Source organism: Microbacterium sp. NC79 (assembly GCF_019061125.1).
Classification (GTDB): Bacteria; Actinomycetota; Actinomycetes; order Actinomycetales; family Microbacteriaceae; genus Microbacterium.
The window spans coordinates 310,221-327,969 of sequence record NZ_JAHQYI010000001.1 but is presented as its reverse complement, the minus strand read 5'-3'; the positions used below and the strand labels follow the sequence as shown (position 1 = coordinate 327,969).

At 62.8% G+C, this 17,749-nt stretch carries 15 protein-coding genes; 8 read left to right on the top strand and 7 right to left on the bottom strand.

Annotated features, from left to right (window positions below; translation table 11 throughout):
- Nucleotides 1-94 precede the first annotated feature (94 nt).
- Nucleotides 95-451, top strand: a complete 357-nt coding sequence (locus tag KTJ77_RS13650; protein WP_217336743.1) for an LPXTG cell wall anchor domain-containing protein — start codon at nucleotides 95-97, stop codon at nucleotides 449-451.
- Between the two features lie 72 nt (nucleotides 452-523).
- Nucleotides 524-1,009, top strand: coding sequence for a hypothetical protein (locus tag KTJ77_RS01425; protein WP_254367475.1), 486 nt, complete (start codon nucleotides 524-526; stop codon nucleotides 1,007-1,009).
- Between the two features lie 27 nt (nucleotides 1,010-1,036).
- On the opposite strand, the gene KTJ77_RS01420 is transcribed toward KTJ77_RS01425, so the two are convergent.
- The 5 genes from KTJ77_RS01420 to KTJ77_RS01400 all read right to left on the bottom strand — a co-directional run bounded on the left by KTJ77_RS01420 (nucleotide 1,037) and on the right by KTJ77_RS01400 (nucleotide 8,902).
- Entirely contained in the window at nucleotides 1,037-4,285 is a 3,249-nt protein-coding gene (locus KTJ77_RS01420; protein ID WP_217336741.1) for an LPXTG cell wall anchor domain-containing protein, read from the bottom strand.
- A 220-nt stretch (nucleotides 4,286-4,505) separates the two neighbouring features.
- Nucleotides 4,506-5,966 (bottom strand): ABC transporter permease, encoded by a 1,461-nt coding sequence (locus tag KTJ77_RS01415; protein WP_217336740.1) that lies wholly within the window; start codon nucleotides 5,964-5,966, stop codon nucleotides 4,506-4,508.
- Nucleotides 5,963-6,724: an ABC transporter ATP-binding protein gene (locus tag KTJ77_RS01410; protein WP_217336739.1), complete on the bottom strand. Its 762-nt coding sequence runs from the start codon at nucleotides 6,722-6,724 to the stop codon at nucleotides 5,963-5,965. The genes KTJ77_RS01415 and KTJ77_RS01410 overlap by 4 nt, the downstream gene beginning before the upstream one ends.
- A 307-nt stretch (nucleotides 6,725-7,031) precedes the next feature.
- Nucleotides 7,032-7,679 (bottom strand): response regulator transcription factor, encoded by a 648-nt coding sequence (locus KTJ77_RS01405; RefSeq protein WP_217336738.1) that lies wholly within the window; start codon nucleotides 7,677-7,679, stop codon nucleotides 7,032-7,034.
- Nucleotides 7,676-8,902, bottom strand: a complete 1,227-nt coding sequence (locus KTJ77_RS01400; protein WP_217336737.1) for a sensor histidine kinase — start codon at nucleotides 8,900-8,902, stop codon at nucleotides 7,676-7,678. Before KTJ77_RS01400 ends, KTJ77_RS01405 begins: the two co-directional genes overlap by 4 nt.
- Nucleotides 8,903-9,096: 194 nt before the next feature.
- Between KTJ77_RS01400 and KTJ77_RS01395 the strand changes: the two genes are divergently transcribed.
- From KTJ77_RS01395 to KTJ77_RS01370, 6 genes are all read left to right on the top strand, one after another.
- Nucleotides 9,097-10,542, top strand: coding sequence for a DUF6421 family protein (locus KTJ77_RS01395; protein ID WP_217336736.1), 1,446 nt, complete (start codon nucleotides 9,097-9,099; stop codon nucleotides 10,540-10,542).
- Between the two features lie 213 nt (nucleotides 10,543-10,755).
- The gene (locus tag KTJ77_RS01390; protein WP_217336735.1) at nucleotides 10,756-12,333 is read left to right on the top strand and encodes an ABC transporter substrate-binding protein; all 1,578 of its coding nucleotides are present in this window, start codon (nucleotides 10,756-10,758) and stop codon (nucleotides 12,331-12,333) included.
- Nucleotides 12,334-12,402: 69 nt separating this feature from the next.
- A complete protein-coding gene (locus KTJ77_RS01385) occupies nucleotides 12,403-13,365 on the top strand; it encodes an ABC transporter permease (protein ID WP_217336734.1) in 963 nt (320 codons plus the stop codon).
- Nucleotides 13,362-14,210, top strand: a complete 849-nt coding sequence (locus KTJ77_RS01380; RefSeq protein ID WP_217336733.1) for an ABC transporter permease — start codon at nucleotides 13,362-13,364, stop codon at nucleotides 14,208-14,210. Before KTJ77_RS01385 ends, KTJ77_RS01380 begins: the two co-directional genes overlap by 4 nt.
- Entirely contained in the window at nucleotides 14,207-15,034 is an 828-nt protein-coding gene (locus KTJ77_RS01375) for an ABC transporter ATP-binding protein (protein WP_217336732.1), read from the top strand. Before KTJ77_RS01380 ends, KTJ77_RS01375 begins: the two co-directional genes overlap by 4 nt.
- Nucleotides 15,027-15,920, top strand: coding sequence for an ATP-binding cassette domain-containing protein (locus KTJ77_RS01370; RefSeq protein WP_217336731.1), 894 nt, complete (start codon nucleotides 15,027-15,029; stop codon nucleotides 15,918-15,920). The genes KTJ77_RS01375 and KTJ77_RS01370 overlap by 8 nt, the downstream gene beginning before the upstream one ends.
- 16 nt (nucleotides 15,921-15,936) lie before the next feature.
- Here the strand turns inward: KTJ77_RS01370 and KTJ77_RS01365 are convergent, their stop codons facing one another.
- Nucleotides 15,937-16,560 (bottom strand): NUDIX hydrolase family protein, encoded by a 624-nt coding sequence (locus KTJ77_RS01365; RefSeq protein WP_217336730.1) that lies wholly within the window; start codon nucleotides 16,558-16,560, stop codon nucleotides 15,937-15,939.
- Nucleotides 16,561-16,688: 128 nt separating this feature from the next.
- Nucleotides 16,689-17,702 (bottom strand): NAD-dependent epimerase/dehydratase family protein, encoded by a 1,014-nt coding sequence (locus KTJ77_RS01360; RefSeq protein ID WP_217336729.1) that lies wholly within the window; start codon nucleotides 17,700-17,702, stop codon nucleotides 16,689-16,691.
- Nucleotides 17,703-17,749 lie beyond the last annotated feature (47 nt).

Sequence of the window (17,749 nt, the reverse complement as noted above, 5' to 3'; positions counted from 1 at the left end):
CTGCCGAAGAAGCGGCACAGGGAGCTGTCGAGAATACGGCAACTGTCACTGCTACGACCCCTCCGGGGAGACCGTGATCTCGGAACCGTCTTCCGTGTCGACACCCGCAGGGCCTCACCCGGAGCCCACACCGACGCCGGACCCGGAACCCACTCCGACGCCGGACCCGGAACCAACAACCGATCCCGAGCCGACGCCGGTACCGACAACCGATCCCAAGCCGACGCCGACGACCGATCCCGAGCCGACAACGGCACCGGAGCCTACAGACCCGGGTTCTACGCCGCAGGTCAGCCCGTCGGCGGACTCGGATGACGAGCTGCCAGCTACGGGAGCGTCCGTCGCCGGCTGGACGCTAACGACCGGATTGGTCGTGGCAGGTCTGGGCCTTGCCCTTGTGCTCATCGGCACCCGACGCCGTAAGCACAGCATGATCGCCAAGCGTCACTAGGCGAACACCGCATAACGAAAGTGAGCACTAGACCCGTTCGTGGTTCCGGATCATGATGGAGCCATGCGTGTGATGCTGAAATTTGAGATCCACTGCGATGTCGACGCCGCGTGGCGTGCCATCCACTCGCCTCAGGTCGCCAGCGAACTGTACGGCCCCATCCTTGCGATGACACCGTGGAGTTCGGTGCCGCCAGCATGGGAACACGGAGACAATGCGGCAGTGGCGCTCTCGGTTGCAGGGCTCCCGCTGGGTAAACAGTTCATCTCGATCAGCGATCGTGAACAGACCCACGCGGGTCGCCGCGTGCGCATCATGAGAGACAGCGGAATTCCCCTCACCGGCATGCTCTCGTCGCTCGATGTCTGGGATCACCAGATGGCTGTTTCTGCAGTTCCGTGCCATCCCGATCGCACGCTGTGGCGTGATCGGCTCACCATTGGCGGTGCCACTGCACCATTGCTCTGGCCGGCACTGTGGGCAGTATGGCAATGGCGCCAGTTGCGCATCACGCAACTGGCGCCATCATGGGCTTTCGATCCTCCCCCTAACGAGTAAGGATCCGCAGCATTTCGCTACCGGAGGTCAGTCAGCAGTACCCTCCGGTCGACGCCTCAACACGGCGAACGCTCCGCCAGCAAGCAGCAGCGCGAGACCACCAGCAACCAGGGCAACCGGAGCGGCTGATCCGGTTATCGGCAGCTCGGGCGCGGCCTTCTCCGGAGTTCCGGGAACCTCGGGAACCTCAGGGACTTCCGGCACCTCGGGCACTTCCGGCACCTCAGGGACTTCCGGAACCTCGGGAACCTCAGGCACTTCCGGAGCCTCCGGAACCTCGGGAACCTCAGGCACCTCAGGCACCTCGGGAACCTCAGGCACCTCGGGAACCTCAGGCACCTCGGGAACCTCAGGAACCTCAGGAACCTCCGGCACTTCCGGAACCTCAGGAACCTCAGGAACCTCAGGAACCTCAGGCACCTCCGGCACCTCCGGCACCTCCGGGTCGTTCAGCACCACAACGATGGGTGCGCCGACGTTCTCGTCGACAACGACACGGGTGAGCTCCTCGCTCAGCACGTACCCTTCGGGAGCAATCTGCTCACGCACCCAGTAGGTTCCGTGTTCACGTACCACGGCCGTCTTGCCATCAGCGGTGACGAGCTGTCCGTCACGCACCCGGAGATCAGTCGCAACAACGGTGCTCTGGTCTGCAGCGAGCACATCAAAACGTGCCGCCTCTGAGTTCAGCACGGCGAGCGGGTCTGTTGAGTCCTTCTTCATGATGCTCAACGGGTAGCCGTCGGTCGGTGTGATGACAGCGGACGTGCCACCGATCGTGTTGACGATCGGAACATTCAACTCCGGCTCCACCAGCTGAACAGCGAAATACAGCGATGCCGTTTGCCCCACCTCGAGGCGGCCCTGCTGCACGGTCACAGTTCCGGTCGCATCGTCATAGCGTGCCGTGAGGTCTGCACCGGTCAACGTGTACTCGTCACTGGTGTCGACGGCGTTCAGATCTGCAGGGTCAACCCAACCGCTGAATTCCACGCCCGCAGGAAGAGCGTCAACAACGTCCAAGACCATGCGCGAGAACGACCCGTGCGGAATGAGGTCGACACGGTAGACAAAGGTGTCGGTTTCGATGTCGCCGTTTTCACCGATCGTGGCGCGCAGGTTATCGGTGAACCGGTCATTCTTCGCGTCATAAACCTGCTTTGTCACCTCCATCTCATTGCCGTATGACGTCAGCGACGTCTCGGTCGAAGAGTGGTAGATGATGTCTGACGACGCTCCCTCGAGCGATGCTTCGTTCACGAGGTCGACAGTGCCCTTCTGCGAGAAGGGAAGGGTCGGAAGCGTGAGCGTCACTTCGAGACGCAAGTCGTTGGCAAGCTCAAGGTCAGTCAACGCGTTAGCGAAGGCATCGGTCAGGCGAATCTCGAGGTTTCCCTCGGCATTCAAGGTGAGCGCCCAGTGGCTCGGGTCGAGTGCGGTGACCGGCCACGACCCCAGCGTGTTCGGCTCAAACCAGTCGTATCGCACGACGAGCGATGCCGCGATGGCGGCGAGGTTTTCTTCGGTGATGTCAAACACGTCGTGGTTAATGTAGTCGGTGATCACCGAGTTAGTCACATCTCCTGTGCCCGCGGCGATGGTAAATGTGTACGGAACCATGAGGGACGTGCCGACATCGGCAACCAGTTCCTGAGATGGCCCGCGCTTGACGAACGTATCTGCGTCAACGATGCCACCGGAGGTGTCCTTCGGTGCAACGACAGTTGTTTGCGCATCGCGACGTGTCCAGGCTTTGCCGTTGGCGTCGTTGAAAACGAAGTACGCGTAGTTCTTGGCCGTGAACTTTTGCGTGAGCGGGGTGTCACCCGATTGCGCACCCACCAGGTCAACGATGTGGGCCTTGGCAGCGACCTTATACGTTTGTTCGACGTCACGACCAATGTTGAGATACAGATTCTGACCGTCGACAAAGTACGTACCAACGTAGGCGTCAGCCATCATTTCGGCCTCGACGTCACCGGTCACGCCCTCGACGCGTTCGAACGGAAGCTTGTTGCCGTCGACATCGGTGACGGTAACAAAGTCGGCATCAGTGTCGAGCCAGCGCGAGTACGACGGAAGTTCATCGCGGATGACGACGTTGCGCGTCAGCGCATGTCGAGTCTCGGTGAAGTCGCGCCACTGAGTGAGGTCTGCGCTGAGCGTGTAGGTAACTGCGATGGGCGCCAGCAGTTCGCCGGTCTGTGCCGTGTTTTTGTCAGCAACCGACGGGTCTTCGACGTGCGTGACGTCTACCGACTTGCCGAACGCAGATCCGATTTCGGGGCGTTCATCGCCCTTGGCGTGACCAACGAACGCCGTCACCGCACGGCGCGTTTCTTCACCAATCGCAGCGTTGTTGCCCAATGCGACGGCGTAGGAGCCACCGTCGGGGTTAGCGAAAACACGGTCATACTCCTGCTGTAGCCGCTCGCGAATAGCGTCAAGCGCATCCGCGTTAGCGATGCGGGCACGATACGTGAAGTCATACTTTGAGTTCGCTTCGGCGTTGAACGTGTGAGTGAACGTGGTGCCAGAGATTGCCGGGAGGTCGGTGACGTCACCAGTCTCAACAACCAAGCCATCAGCGTCTCGTACCAGCTTGGTTCCGCTCAGGGAATTCTCCACGTATGCCAGTTCAGCGTCGAGCACATCGTTCAGCACGACAGTGCGCGCCGAAGCGCTCGTGACGGTGACCGTATAGGTGAGCTCCTTCGTCAAAACCTCATCGGCGATGACAATCCGGCCATCAACGACCTTGAAAGGCAGACTTTCGGTGTCAACCCGCTTGTCGAACCCGTCCTGCACTGCGGCGGGGTCATCGCCAGGCTCAACGATGTAGACCTTCTGTCGGTAGTCTTCGCCGTCGATTCCCCACACGAGCTCGACCACGGAAGACTCGACAACGTCGTCGACCACGAATGTCAGATCAAGCACGCCCTGATGCACATTGGCGGGGAAAGGATCGATGAAGGTTATGACGAGGTTGCCATCGACGTCCTTCGTCAATGACTCCACGGCTTCGTTTCCTGGCGGAACCACAAGGGCGTCGTCAGGAATCGTGATGCCGTCAGGAACGGTGATCGTGACAACCTGGCCGTCTGCCATGCGACCGTATCCGACGCCGAGCGAGTACGTGCCTTCGCCGGCAAAGATCGGCACGTCGCCGTACGTCGGCGCCGATGCGCCCGGGTAGATCATGATGGTGCCGGTGGATGCGTGGGCAGGCATGGCCACACCAGCAACCGCCAGCAGCGCAGCCAATGCAGAAGCCAACCACACAAGTATTCGGTGGCGTGTTCGTTCTATTCGTTGTGACGTCATAACGTTTCTCCTCTTAGATCGCTCCCGCGGGTTCGCGGAGCGGGCAGCAAGCTGTCCCAAATGAGAGAGAGTCGAAACGCAGAGGCGTCTAACAGCGATGTCAGGCAGTTCACCCCGCGTCTAACCCTTTAGGGGTTTCACGCGGGGTGAACTGTCGAGATTTTGTCGATGCTTAATCCACCGCGAGGGCCTGCACCGGAGCGACCCGCGTTGCGAGGCGCGTCGGAACCACGGAGGCGATGAGCGTGAGCAACACGGTTGCGGCGATGACGCCGACCATGAGCGGCCAGGGGACGGTGGGCCAGACGATCGCGGCACCGTCGAAGCGTTCTGATCCCAGTGTCGACTGGGCGGCCGCCCACCCGTAGATGGTGCCGAGCGCGAGTCCGGTGGCGAGCGACGCGATCGCGATGTGCGCGGCCTCCAACATCACCATCGCGCGAATCTGCGTCTTGGTGAGGCCGAGCGCCCGCAAGAGGCCAAGCTCCCGTGTGCGCTGCACGATGCTGATGGTCAGCAGATTGACCAGACCGACGGCGGCGATCACGGCGGAGACTCCGACAAGAATCATCATGACGGTGGCGATGTTATCGAGCACGGCGGAAATCTCGGCGACGTCTTGAATCTCGTTGTCTCCGACGCCGAAGAGCACGGTTTTCACGGAGGCTGCGGCGACGGAGAACATGACAACGAGGGTCACGCCCATGACCACGCCAATCGCCATGCGGCTCGAGCGTTCCGGGTAGCGCATCGCGTTTTCCGCCGCGAGGTGTGCGGGCGTTGAGCGGCCGAAAAGCCGCCCCACCATACGCAACACCGGAGGCATGATCACAACGGCGCCGACCGCGAGCCCGGTGAACGACAAGAGTCCGCCGAAGAAGGCGATGATGACGCCGAACGGCGACACCAGTCCCACCACAACACCGATGCCCAGCAGGGCCGCCCCGATCAGGAGAAGCGCAATGGCACCCCGCTTTTTCGGAACGGTGCGAATATCGTCTGGCGTCCGGTCGACCGATCCGCCGAGTGCCTGCAATGGCGTCACTTCGAGCACGCGTCGCGAGCCCACCCACGCCGCCAGCACCGTGGTGACGATGACCACCAGCGGCGGCAGTACCGTCGCGAGGCTCATCGGGGTGAACTCCAGCGTGGGCGGCGCATCGATCGCGTCGTTCGCGTAGGGCAGCGCGATAACGGCGGCGCCCATCACGAGGAGCCAACCGATCACCGCACCGATCGCCCCGATGACGAGGCCCTGGCGTGCGATTTGCGCGCGTTCCGACTGTGCAGAGGCCCCAATCAAGCGCATGAGGGCGATTTGACGGGTGCGGCCGGCGATGATCGTCGAGAACGTGTTCGCGGTCACAATGGCCGTCACATACATCGCGATGCCGATGAACAGCCAGCTCAGAATTGACAGCGTCGTCTGCACGCTGTCGAACTCGCCAACGATGGAGGCACCCACCACGGCGCTGAGATAGTTCGTGACGGTGAGCAACGCGACACCGAACGCGCTGGAGAGACCGGCGATCAGAATTGACGCCCCCATGCCGCGGTCAGCGAGCCACGCGAGGGGCGGCGTCCGGTCGGCCTTTTCTTCTGCCTCGACGGGAGCCGTTGCGAGCGCGGTCATGCCGACACCTCGACTGAAAGCATGTAGGCCGAGATTTCTTCCGGCGTCTGACGCGGCTTGTCGGCGACGAGGCGCCCATCACCGAGAAACAGCACACGGTCGGCGTGCGACGCTGCCACCGGGTCGTGCGTCACCATCGCGATGGACTGGCCGTGCTCAGCGCTCGCGGCAGCGAGCAGAGAAAGCACTTCGCGGCCGGTGCGGGAGTCGAGGTTGCCGGTCGGCTCATCGGCGAACACCAGGTCGGGTGCCGTGGCCAGTGCGCGCGCAATTGCAACGCGCTGCTGCTGCCCGCCGGAGAGCTGGTGCGGGCGGTGCGTCAGACGGTTGCCAAGACCGAGGGATTCGACCAGGCCATCGATGCGGGCGCGTTCCAGCGCCGAGGGCTTGCGCCCATCGAGGTCAAAAGGCAACAGAATGTTGGCCTTAACGTCGAGCGTCGGAACCAGGTTAAAAGACTGAAAAATGAATCCGATGCGGCGACGACGCAAGATGGTCAGGTCGCGGTCGGTCATCTGGGTGATGTCGGTGTCACCAATAAAGACCGCACCCGATGTTGGGGCGTCAAGGCCGGCCATGATGTGCATGAGCGTCGACTTGCCCGACCCCGACGGCCCCATGATCGCGGTGAATTGGCCGCGGCGCACGCCGACGCTCACGTTATCGAGGGCGCGCACTTCGCCCTCGCCCGATCCGTAGGTCTTGGTGAGGTGTTGTACGCGGGCGGCAAGGCCCAGATCGCTCGAAGTAATTTCCATACCTCAACGGTAGAAATAACCTGGCGGTCTCCGCGTCGGCCTCAGGGCTCATCCGCATACATCGCAAGGATGATGTTTCACGTGCAACCCAGGGATGATGTGGGGTGCGTACTGACCGTCTGAGGCGCGTGCGCTTTAGTGACGAAATGTCGAACTCGGTGGGGTGGAACGGGCGTGAGAGCGGTGCCATTCGGCGTGTTACAGCAACCTGTTCGACATTTGGTGAGTCGGGAGGTCCGCACGGCGGGCGCGCTTCGTCTCGCTACGCTCACTCACCGGGCGGGGGCGGAACCGCGGGCCGGGAACCCTAGGCGAGGCCGTGCTCGAAGGCGAAAACCACAAGCTGCACGCGGTCGCGAAGCTGAAGCTTGCTGAGAATGCGGGAGATGTGCGTCTTCACTGTGGCTTCGGAAAGGTATTCGCGTGCCGCGATTTCCGCGTTCGACAGCCCGCGTGCGGCCAGCGCGAAGATGTCGCGCTCGCGATCGGTGAGTGTTTCGTAGTCGGCAGGCAGCGCCCGCGGAGCCGGAGCCGAAAACTGGGCAAACAGCTCTCGTGTCGCAGCGGCAGCAATCACGCTCGAACCCGAATGCACGGTGCGAATAGCCGCCAACAGAAACTCCGGGTCGGCGTCTTTCAGCAAGAACCCGCTGGCTCCCTGCCGAATCGCTCGCGCGGCCGCCTCATCGAGGTCAAACGTGGTCAGCATCACGATGCGCGGCGGGTTGGGCTTCGCGAGAATTTCGGCGGTGGCCGCGAGACCGTCTTTCACCGGCATGCGAATGTCCATCAGCACAACGTCGGGTGCCGTCTCCGCGACCACCGCGAGCGCCTCATCACCGTCGCCGGCCTCGCCCACAACTTCGAGGTCGGGCTGCGACTGAATCAGCATGCGAATGCCCGCGCGAAAGAGCGCCTGGTCATCAACCAGCACCACCCGAATACTGTCGCTCACACACTCTCCTGCGTCGATGGTTCCGTCACCGACACTACCTCGGTCACCGGAATCGTCACGGTCACGGAGAAGTCGGAACCACGGTGCTCAGCTTCGAAGGTTCCGCCGACGAGTGCGGCACGTTCGCGCATGCCGATGAGCCCATGGCCGCCCGGATTCGTGGCGTCATCTGTTGCCGCCGCGTTGCGCACACGCAGGGTGATCTCGCGCGGATCGAAGGCGAGCGAGACGTCGACAACGGAACCATCGCCGTGGCGGAGTGCGTTGGTGAGCGCCTCCTGCATGATGCGGTAGATCGCGAGCTGTACCGACGCGGGCGGTTCAACTCGCGGCGTGGGGTCAACGTTGATTCGCAGCTCAACCCCGGCGCCGCGCACCTGCGCGTACAGTTCTTCCAGGTCGGCGAGGGTCGGCTGTGGCCCTTCGGCTTGCGAGTGGCGCAACTGAGTCAGCAGCAGGCGAACGTCGGCGAGCGCAGAGCGCGCGGTCTGGCCGATCGTGGCTAACGCTTCCGCGGCAACCTCGGGGTGGGCCGCGGCCGCATAGCGTGCGCCGTCAGCCTGAGCGATAACAACGGCGAGCGAGTGCGCCACGACATCATGCATATCGCGGGCGATGCGGGTGCGCTGCTGCTCTGATGCCGCGAGCGCCTCGGCAACGCTCGCCTGCCGTTCCGTTTCGATCGCGGCTAAACGCGTGCGTTTCAGCACACCGAGCGTGTAGCTGAGGCCGAGTCCGAAAGCCGAAGCTGCCCACGTCAGCGCCACCATGAGCGTGAGGGGCGCGAGCACGTCGTTCAGGGTTTGCGAGCCCTCAAGGCCGTACACATAGGCGCCGACGACGAGGTAACCGGCGATGGTGGTGGCACCGACAAAAACCGAGACCAGCCCCAGCCGGCGCACGCGGGGTGACCCATATGCCGCTGTGGCGTACAGCACCCCGAAAATGGCGAAGTTGATCGCCATCGGCGGCAGGCCAAACAGCATTTGCACGATCGCTCCCACCCACGCGATCGTGAGAGCGAGCGCGGGCGAGAGCCGGCGTAGGCCTAGTGCCGCGGCCATCAGAATGCTGACGGTGACGGCAGACCAGTCAATCTCCGTCGCCCCGCTTCCTGCTTCCCACACCAGCGGGTAGAGCGACACGGGCGAGAAGATCAGCCACACGACGAGAGCGGCAACAACATCGAAGATGAGTTGCTTGCGGGTCAGAGTTCTCAACATCGCTCCCAACGCTACGCGCTCACGCGGTCAGGCACATCAGCCTGGAGATGTATCTGCCCGGTCAGAGCACAGCATTCGCCCCTAGACTGGTGACGATAACCATTCACCCTGCCGCTGCGCCTGAGCACCAGAAGTGCGAAAGCGTGGTGCTCCGCAATGACGCGGCGGCCTGAGCCTCGAGATCGGAGGTTCCCATGTCCATTAGCCAGACACGCAACGAGGTTGCACCCAAGGCCATCATCGGTGAGCCCGAGGTTGTCGAGGATGGCCGCGCAGCCGGTGTGGAGACGTCGCCTGAGTGGTTGGCGTTGAAGGCCGCAGCCACGGCACTGCAGTCTCTGCAGGTGAAGGATGGTTCCGTCCCTGACGCGGCGAATCACGAAGCCGCACGCGAGCACGTCGCGACCATCACCGCATCGGTGACGGCGCTTGCTCCGCTGTTTCCGCATGACGCTGAGTACTTGTCGGCGCTCGTCGTTGACTTTGACCGCTGGGTGTCTGAAGGTTTCGTCGTTCCCGATTTCCTCGACTCGCTCGTCGCCTTCCAGCCGCAAGAGCACCGCGTTGATGGCTTGCGCCACCTTGTGGTGTTTCCGATGTACACGCAGAATGGCTCACCTGACCGCCACGTTGAGGCGCTCATCGTTGAGGTCATTTGGCCGGAATTCATCGCCGAGCTGGAGGCGGGCGACTACGGCAACAAGCTGTTCGTTTCGCTGCGTCTGATCGACTTCACGTCGGGTTACGACACGAACTCGGCCGTACTGTTTCCGGAGACCGTCGCGATGCGGGAGATTCCCACGTTCACGTGGGGTGCGATCTTCCAAGACCGTGAGGCGGCCCGCTACCGCCGAGTCGTGCGCGAAGCGGCCGAGATCACGAAGCTCGAGCTGCCGGAAGACGCGGCCCGCATGCTGGAAGACCAGGAGCTCGCCGAAAAGACGTTCGTCATGTGGGACATCATCCACGACCGCACGCACATGCGCGGCGACTTGCCGTTTGACCCGTTCATGATCAAACAGCGCATGCCGTTCTTCCTGTACTCGCTGGAAGAGATGCGCTGTGACCTCACGGCGTTCCGCGAGTCGGTCGCGATCGAGCGTCGCCTTGCGGCACGTGTCGACGCGGGCGATGAGCTGTCGGCAACCGAAACCGAAATGCTCGAGAAGGCGAAGCTCGTGCAGTACGCGGTGCTGTTTGACCGCGTCTTCCGCTTCGCACTGACCGGTTCCCGCGTGCGCAACTACGACGGCCTCGGCGGTCAGCTGTTGTTCGCGTGGCTGCACCAGCGCGGGGTCTTGCACTGGACCGACGTGTCGCTCGCGATCGAGTGGGACCGCCTGCCTGATGCCGTCGTTGAACTGGGCGATGCGATTGACGACCTGTACTGGCGCTCGATCGACCGCCCGAAGACGGTGCACTGGTTGGCAGCATACGAGCTGGTGAGCAAGACCGTCACGCCGCACCCGGCATCGAAGTGGAACCGTGGGCTGAGCGAGGAGATTCTCGCAGGGCCCCCGAAGGGCTTCACTGACGCCGTGCTTGACGACGAATTTCCGCTGTCGATGTTCTTCGAGGCCCTCGACAAGAAGATGGCCGACGTCATTGCGTCGACCGCTGGAATCCGCGGCACCGACTAGTCGCTGACGGAACCATCAGCGTGGGCCGGGAGGGAATGTTTCCTCCCGGCCCACTTTCGTTGAGCGATTCGGAATAGATCGGCGTGCGGAGGAGTTTCAGTGACCACGTGTGTCACGAACCGTCATCGAAAGTCTCGATACATCCGAAAGCACACGTATCGTGAGATCACCCCACACAGCTTGGGTTTCCCTACCCAATTTTTAGGAGCGCATATGCCTCGCAAAATTGTCACGTCCCTCGCGGCTGTTGCCGCCGCCGGTCTTCTCCTCTCGGGTTGCACCGCTGCGTCCCCCGAAACGCCTGGCACGTCGGACGGCGGATCCGCATCGAGCAACGCCACCTTCACGTACGCCATCGGCGGCGACCCGATGTCGATGAACCCCATCAACCTCAACGACCGCTGGGGGCTGACGTTCGCAAACATTGTGTACTCCCCCCTTGCCCGCGTCGAGGCTGACGGTACCGTTGTCAACGAACTGGCCGACACCATTGAGCCGGCCGACGATGGCCTCTCGGTAACGGTCACGCTGAAAGACGACCTGAAGTGGTCTGACGGTGAGCCCATCACAGCTGAAGACGTCGTGTTCACCTACACGAACAAGGCTGTTCGCGATAACGGCAACGCCGACCTGCTGTACGTGGGCGACCAGCCGATCACCGCGTCTGCCACAGATGACAAGACGGTGGTCTTCACGCTGCCCTCGATCAGCGCGGCGGCAATCAGCAACATTGCAACCGAGACGTACATCATCCCGAAGCACATCTACGGTGACGTGACCGACTTCTCGGTGACCCAACTCGATCCCGCAGCCATTGGTTCCGGCCCCTACAAGCTCGACGAGTACAAGCCGGGCGAATACCTGAAGTTCTCTGCCAACGAGAACTACTACGGCGACGCCCCGCACATTTCGAACCTGATTCTGCAGATTCTGACGGATGCTGACACGGTCAAGACCGCGTTGCAGACCGACCAGGTATCGGCATCGTTCGTGACGTCCGCGCAGGTCGCGGAGTTCGACGGAACGAACGTCAGCACCTACCCATACTCCGAGGGTCGCGTCGCGTATCTCGGCGTCGAGGCAGAGAAGCCAGCCCTGGCCGACGCCAAGGTTCGTCAGGCACTGTTCTTCGCGCTGGACCGCGCCGCGCTGTCAGATGCGGCGTTCTTGAGCGACGAGTACTACGAGCTCGCCTACACGATTCTGCCGCCGAGCAACCCGTGGGCAACGGAAGATGTTGAGAAGTACAACCAAGACGTCGAGAAGTCGAAGCAGCTGCTGGCTGAAGCAAACGCGAGCGATCTGAAGCTGACGCTTGGCTACATCGGTACCGACCCGGCGCAGGTGGCTGAGGCGACCCAGATTCAGGAGCAGCTTGCTGAGGTTGGCGTCACCGTCACGCTCTCCGGTGTTGACGCATCGGCCCTGTACGCCGAGCTGGAGAAGGGGGCAGACAACAAGTTCGATCTCTTCCTCGGTGGCTACATCATGGGTCTTGAGCCAGACGCTTACTCGGCGCTGTTCCGCACGGGCGCATCGGCGAACTACTTCGGATACTCGAACCCCGAGGTTGACGCCCTGTTCACCGCAGGCGTCGCCGAGCTTGATGAAGCCAAGCGTGGCGACATCTACGACCAGATTCAGGCGAAGATCCAAGACGACGCGGTCTTCTTCCCGATCGCTGACAACAAGAAGATTATTGCGATGAGCAATTCCTTCACGGGTATCGAAGAGGCACGCCTCGTGCCGATTTACTCGCTGGAGAACTTCGGCAAGCTCGCCGTTAAGTAACGCGAACATGCGGGGGTCGGCATGCGCCGGCCCCCGTCTTTGTGTTTTAGGGTGAGCAGAGGAGGAAGAGTGCTCGGTTTCATTGCCCGACGATTAGCGCAGGTTATTCCGCTGCTACTCGTTCTCAGCATGGTGGTGTTCTTGCTGATCCACTTGGCACCGTATGACGTCGTTGATTCATACACGACACCCGCGATGTCGGAGGAGACCGTCGCCGCCATTCGTGAACGGCTGGGCCTGAACGAACCTGTGTGGGTGCAATACGGCGCCTGGCTCGGCAACGTTTTGCAGGGCAACTTCGGCAACTCCCTCGCCACCGGCTTGCCGATCGGCGATGAATTGGCTCGCCGTATTCCGAACACCATCATTTTGGTCGCTCCCGCCTATCTCACCGCTCTCGTGCTCGCGATTGTGCTGGGGCTCGCCGCTGGTAGCCGCAAGGGCAGCCTGCTTGACCGCATCATCGACAGCATTTCCTCCATCGGTATCGCAACACCGTCGTTCTGGTTCGCCCTGCTCGTGATGTTTGTGTTCGGATACGTGTTCCGGTTGTTCCCCGTGTTTGGCATGCACTCGATCGGCAAGGAGGGCGATGTCGGCGACCTGCTCCTGCACCTCGCGATGCCGTACTTCGTGCTCGTCGTCGCGTTTTTCCCCGACCTCACGCGCTATGTGCGCTCATCGACTATCACGCAGCTCGACGAAGACTACGTGCAGGTACAGAAGGCATACGGCGCCTCGAATGGCTTCATCCTGCGCCGTCACGTGAGCCGCAACATTCTGTTGCCGATCATCACGCAACTCGGTCTCGCGCTGCCGCTGCTCGTCACCGGCGCGATTGTCACCGAAAGCATCTTCGCGTGGCCAGGCGTCGGCCTCTACATTTTGAATGCGACGGCGGCCCTTGACTACCCGGTGATTCTCGCCGTGCTCCTGCTCTCCGCCGTGCTGGTCATGCTCGGAAACCTCCTCGCCGACCTGCTCTACGTCGCGGCCGACCCGCGTATCCGTCTAGCAAAGAAGGCGGCATGATGTCTCAGACCACCGTGAAAGACACCGCACTGCGCCGGTTTACGCACAACCCGGCGGCGATGACGGCGCTCATCGTGCTCGTCCTCGTGACGATCGCATGCTTTGCCGCGCCCCTCTTGCCGCACTACGGCGAGAAATCCAACCTCGACGCCCGCTGGCTCCCGCCAAGCGGTGAGCACTGGCTCGGCACCGACGAGCAGGGCAAAGACTACTTCACCCGCGTGCTCGATGGCGGCCGCATCACCCTGTTCGTCGGTTTTGTCGCAACCCTGGTGTCGATGACGGTCGGCGTACTGGTGGGCGTGTGCGCGGCGTACTTCGGCCGCTTCGTCGATGAAACCCTCATGCGCTTCGTCGATTTGATGACGGCCGTGCCGTGGATGGTCCTGGTCATCGTCGCCCGCGCCTTCTTCCCGCCAGGACTCTGGACGATCATTCTCATCATCGGCGCCCTGAGCTGGATGTCAACGGCCCGCCTCGTGCGCGCCGAAGCGCTCTCGATCAAGGAGCGCACCTTCGTCGGCTACGCCAAATACATTGGCCAAAAACCCGCTCTGGTGATCTTCCGTCACATTCTGCCCGGGGCGATCGGAACCATCATTGTCGTCTCGACGGCGACGGTCTCGGGTGCGATCATGACGGAATCAGCCCTCGGTTTCCTGGGCCTGGGTGTTCCAGCACCGCTCGCCTCGTGGGGCTCGCTGCTGTCGACGTCGAAGGGGCAGCTCGCCACGGCACCGCACCTGGCGATTGTTCCCGGTTTGATGATCGCCATCACCGTGTTCTGCATCAACGTCATCGGTAACGGTCTGCGGTCCGCGATCATGCGGGAGGAATCGCGATGAGCCTGCTTTCCATCTCACACCTGAACGTCTCTATCGGTCAGCCCGATGGTTCCGTCGCGCACATTCTGCACGATGTTTCCCTCGCCGTTGACCGTGGCGAAGTGCTCGGCATCGTCGGTGAATCCGGGTCAGGCAAGACCATGCTGCTGCGCGCGCTGATGAAAATCTTGCCGCCGCGCGGAGTCGCCACCATGGACGCGCTGGAGTTTGACGGGCGCGATGTACTGCCGACGTTTGCGCGTGAGCGGCTGCCGCTGTCGATGGTCTTTCAAGATCCGCTGACGTCTTTCAACCCGCTGCGCAAGATCGGTGGGCACCTCACCGAAGTCGTGAAGCGTTTTCAGAAGGTTTCTGGTTCCGCCGCCCGCACGCGTGCCGCAGCCGCCCTCGATCAGGTGGGTATTCCGCACCCGAAGCGCGTGCTGAACCAGTACCCACACGAACTATCTGGCGGCATGCGTCAGCGTGTCATGATTGCGATGGCGCTGCTGTCGGAACCAGAGGTGCTGGTCGCTGATGAGCCGACGACCGCACTGGATGCCACGATTCAAGCGCAGATTCTGTCGCTGCTGTCGTCGTTGCGCGCCTCTCGCGATCTGACGATTGTAATCGTGACGCACGATCTGGGTGTCGTGGCGGCGCTGTGCGATCGCGTCGTCGTGATGAAGGATGGTCGGGTCGTCGAGACAGGCCACGTTGAGCAGGTCTTCGCGAACCCGGAGAACGACTACACCAAGACGTTGCTGGCGGCGATTCCGCATGTCGCCGCGCTCGATCTGGCTGACAGTACCGACGCCGCTGAAACGGAGGCGCGTGATGTCTAACCCGCTGATTTCCACGGCATCGCTGTCGAAGGATTTTGTCGTGCGCCAGCGCGGACGCAAGTCAGTCGTCTCGGCCGTGCGTGATGTGTCGCTGGAGATCGCTACTGGCGAGACCCTCGGCGTCGTCGGTGAGTCTGGCAGCGGAAAGTCCACGCTCGGTCGATGCATTCTGGGCTTGGAGACTCCGACAAGCGGCACCGTGACGTTTGACGGAACCACGTTGACCGGCCTCGGTGCGCGGGAGTTGCAGGGGCATCAGCGTGACATGCAGATCATTTTTCAGGATCCGTACTCGTCATTGAACCCGCGACGCACGGCCCTGCAGCAGGTGATGGAACCACTCGAAGTTCTCACCGACCGGGCCGATATGCGGGCACGTGCGCTGGCAGCGTTGGACCGCGTCGGCATTTCGGCTGCGCAGGCGGAGCGCCTGCCGCGTTCGTTCTCCGGCGGTCAGCGCCAGCGCATCGCGATCGCCCGCGCGATCGTCGTGCGCCCCCGCTTCATCGTGTGTGATGAGCCGGTATCGGCGCTGGACATGTCCATCCAGGCGCAAGTGACCGAACTGTTGCAGGAGTTGCAGCGCGACCTCGGCCTCACGTACCTCTTCATTTCGCACGACCTCTCCGTTGTGCGCGAAATCGCAACCCGCACCGCCGTGATGTATCGCGGTCAGCTCGTTGAAGTGGGCCCGACCGCGGCGCTTTTTGCCGAACCGAAGCACGCATACACGCAGCGTCTTTTAGACGCCGTTTTGGTTCCGGAACCTGCCGTTGCGCGGGAGAGACTGGCGCACTTTGGTGCGTCGGTACGGTCGCCGCTCGACATTCCTGCCGACGCTCAGCTCGTCGAGGTCACCCCCGGCCACTGGGTGCGCGAGGCGTAGCTTTTAGCGGAGGGCGTTAGCGGAGGGCGCCGACGCTGGCGAGGGCGAGGCGCACGAGTGTGCCGCGACCGCCCTCCATTTCGGCGCTCAGCGACTCGGAGGATGCTTCTTCCGGAGTCATCCACGTCACTTCCAGCGCATCTTGTCGCGGCTCGCAGGTTCCGGTGACCGGAACCACGAAGGCGAGAGAAACAGCGTGCTGCCGGTCGTCGTGGTACGCGCTGACGCCAGGAATGGGGAAGTATTCGGCGACCGTGAACGGTGCCGGCTGCGGCGGCAGCAGCGGGAAGGCCATCGGCCCCAGATCATTCTCTACATGGCGAAACAGCGCGTCGCGCACGGTCTCTCCGAAGCGCACGCGGCCAGACACGATTGTGCGCGTCATCTCTCCCATCGGCGTTGCCCGCAGCAGGATGCCAACCTCGGTCACCGCTCCGGTGCCGTCTTGACGAACCGGAATGGCTTCAACGTAGAGAATCGGCAGGTGCCTGCGCGCTTCGGCGAGTTCGACTTCGCTGAGCCAACCGGGGTTTGCTCCGGGCGCGTGGAACTCATTTCCCAGCCCGAACCCTGCAAGCGGGTCGCGCGGAGTCTCGTCGTTCGACTCGTTGGGATCCGGATCCGGAGTGCGCACTGCCATGGTTCTTGTATACCCGACGCATCGGATATTGCGGAGGGTTTCGGCCAACGGCGAACGAACAGATCAGCGGTCGGCTGCACCCGTCGGGTCGCACGACCGTCGTTTTGCGACGTCGTCGTTTTGCGACGTCAGTTGCCAGCTCGCGCGCGCCAGGCCGCAATGATCTCGCGCTCGTCCGCAGCGGCAAGCCCCGCATCGCCGCCGTTGTTGCCACGCCACCACATGCCGTCGCGGAGCGTGTCGGCGAGCGGGCGCAGTTTCAGCCCGGCAGCACGCGCGGCCGCAACACTGCGTGCGCTCATCGCCACATTCTCCGAGCCCGGAATCCACAACGGCAGCGACTTCTCCCCCGCCCACGGATTCACCCCCTGCTCTTGCAGAAACTCCGCTGGCATGGGCAGGATGCGCGGCTCATCAACGCCCGCACCACCTTCAGCAACAGCGACCTCGCGGGCCACGGCGAGGTGCTCACCAAACGTGAGTTGCTCACCCAGCAGGTTGAAGGTTCCGCTCACTTCCGCGCTTGCGCAATGCACGAGCCAGGCAGCGAGATCGCGCGCATCGATGACCGCGCAGGTGAGGTCGAGGGCATCCGGAACCACGATGTGCGTGCGATCGACGGGGTGCGCGAACCGCCAGGGCCAGTAGGTCGTGCGGCCGGTCGCATCGCCCGGGCCACCGATGAGACCGGGGCGCGCGATGACCGAGCGATCGGCACCGAACGCGGCGAGCACGGCGTCTTCTGCGGCAACTTTGGCCTCGCCGTACTCGGCCATCGATTGCATGGTGTCGGCTTCCAGCGCGGGCAGTCGCTCGGCCGTTTCGTCGAGGCCAGCCTTGGCATGGCTCGCGTACACGCTGATCGTCGATACGAAAATGTACCGCTTCGCGCTCTCTTTCAGCGCCGCCGTTGCGCGCCGCACGTGGCCGGGCTCGCCGGCGACGTCGATGACGGCATCCCACTGTTCGCCGGCGACGGCGTCGTAGGCGTTCTCGGTGTCGCGATCGGCGCGCACCGATCGGGCACCGTTCGGAACACCGCCCGACCGGGTGAGGCACGTCACCGCGTGCCCGGTCTCGAGTGCGATACGCGCCACGTGCGAGCTCACCCAACCGGTGCCGCCCAGAACCAGAATCTTCATGCGCTCAGCCTGTCATGCCGCGCGCTCACCGGCTACCGTGCGACCGA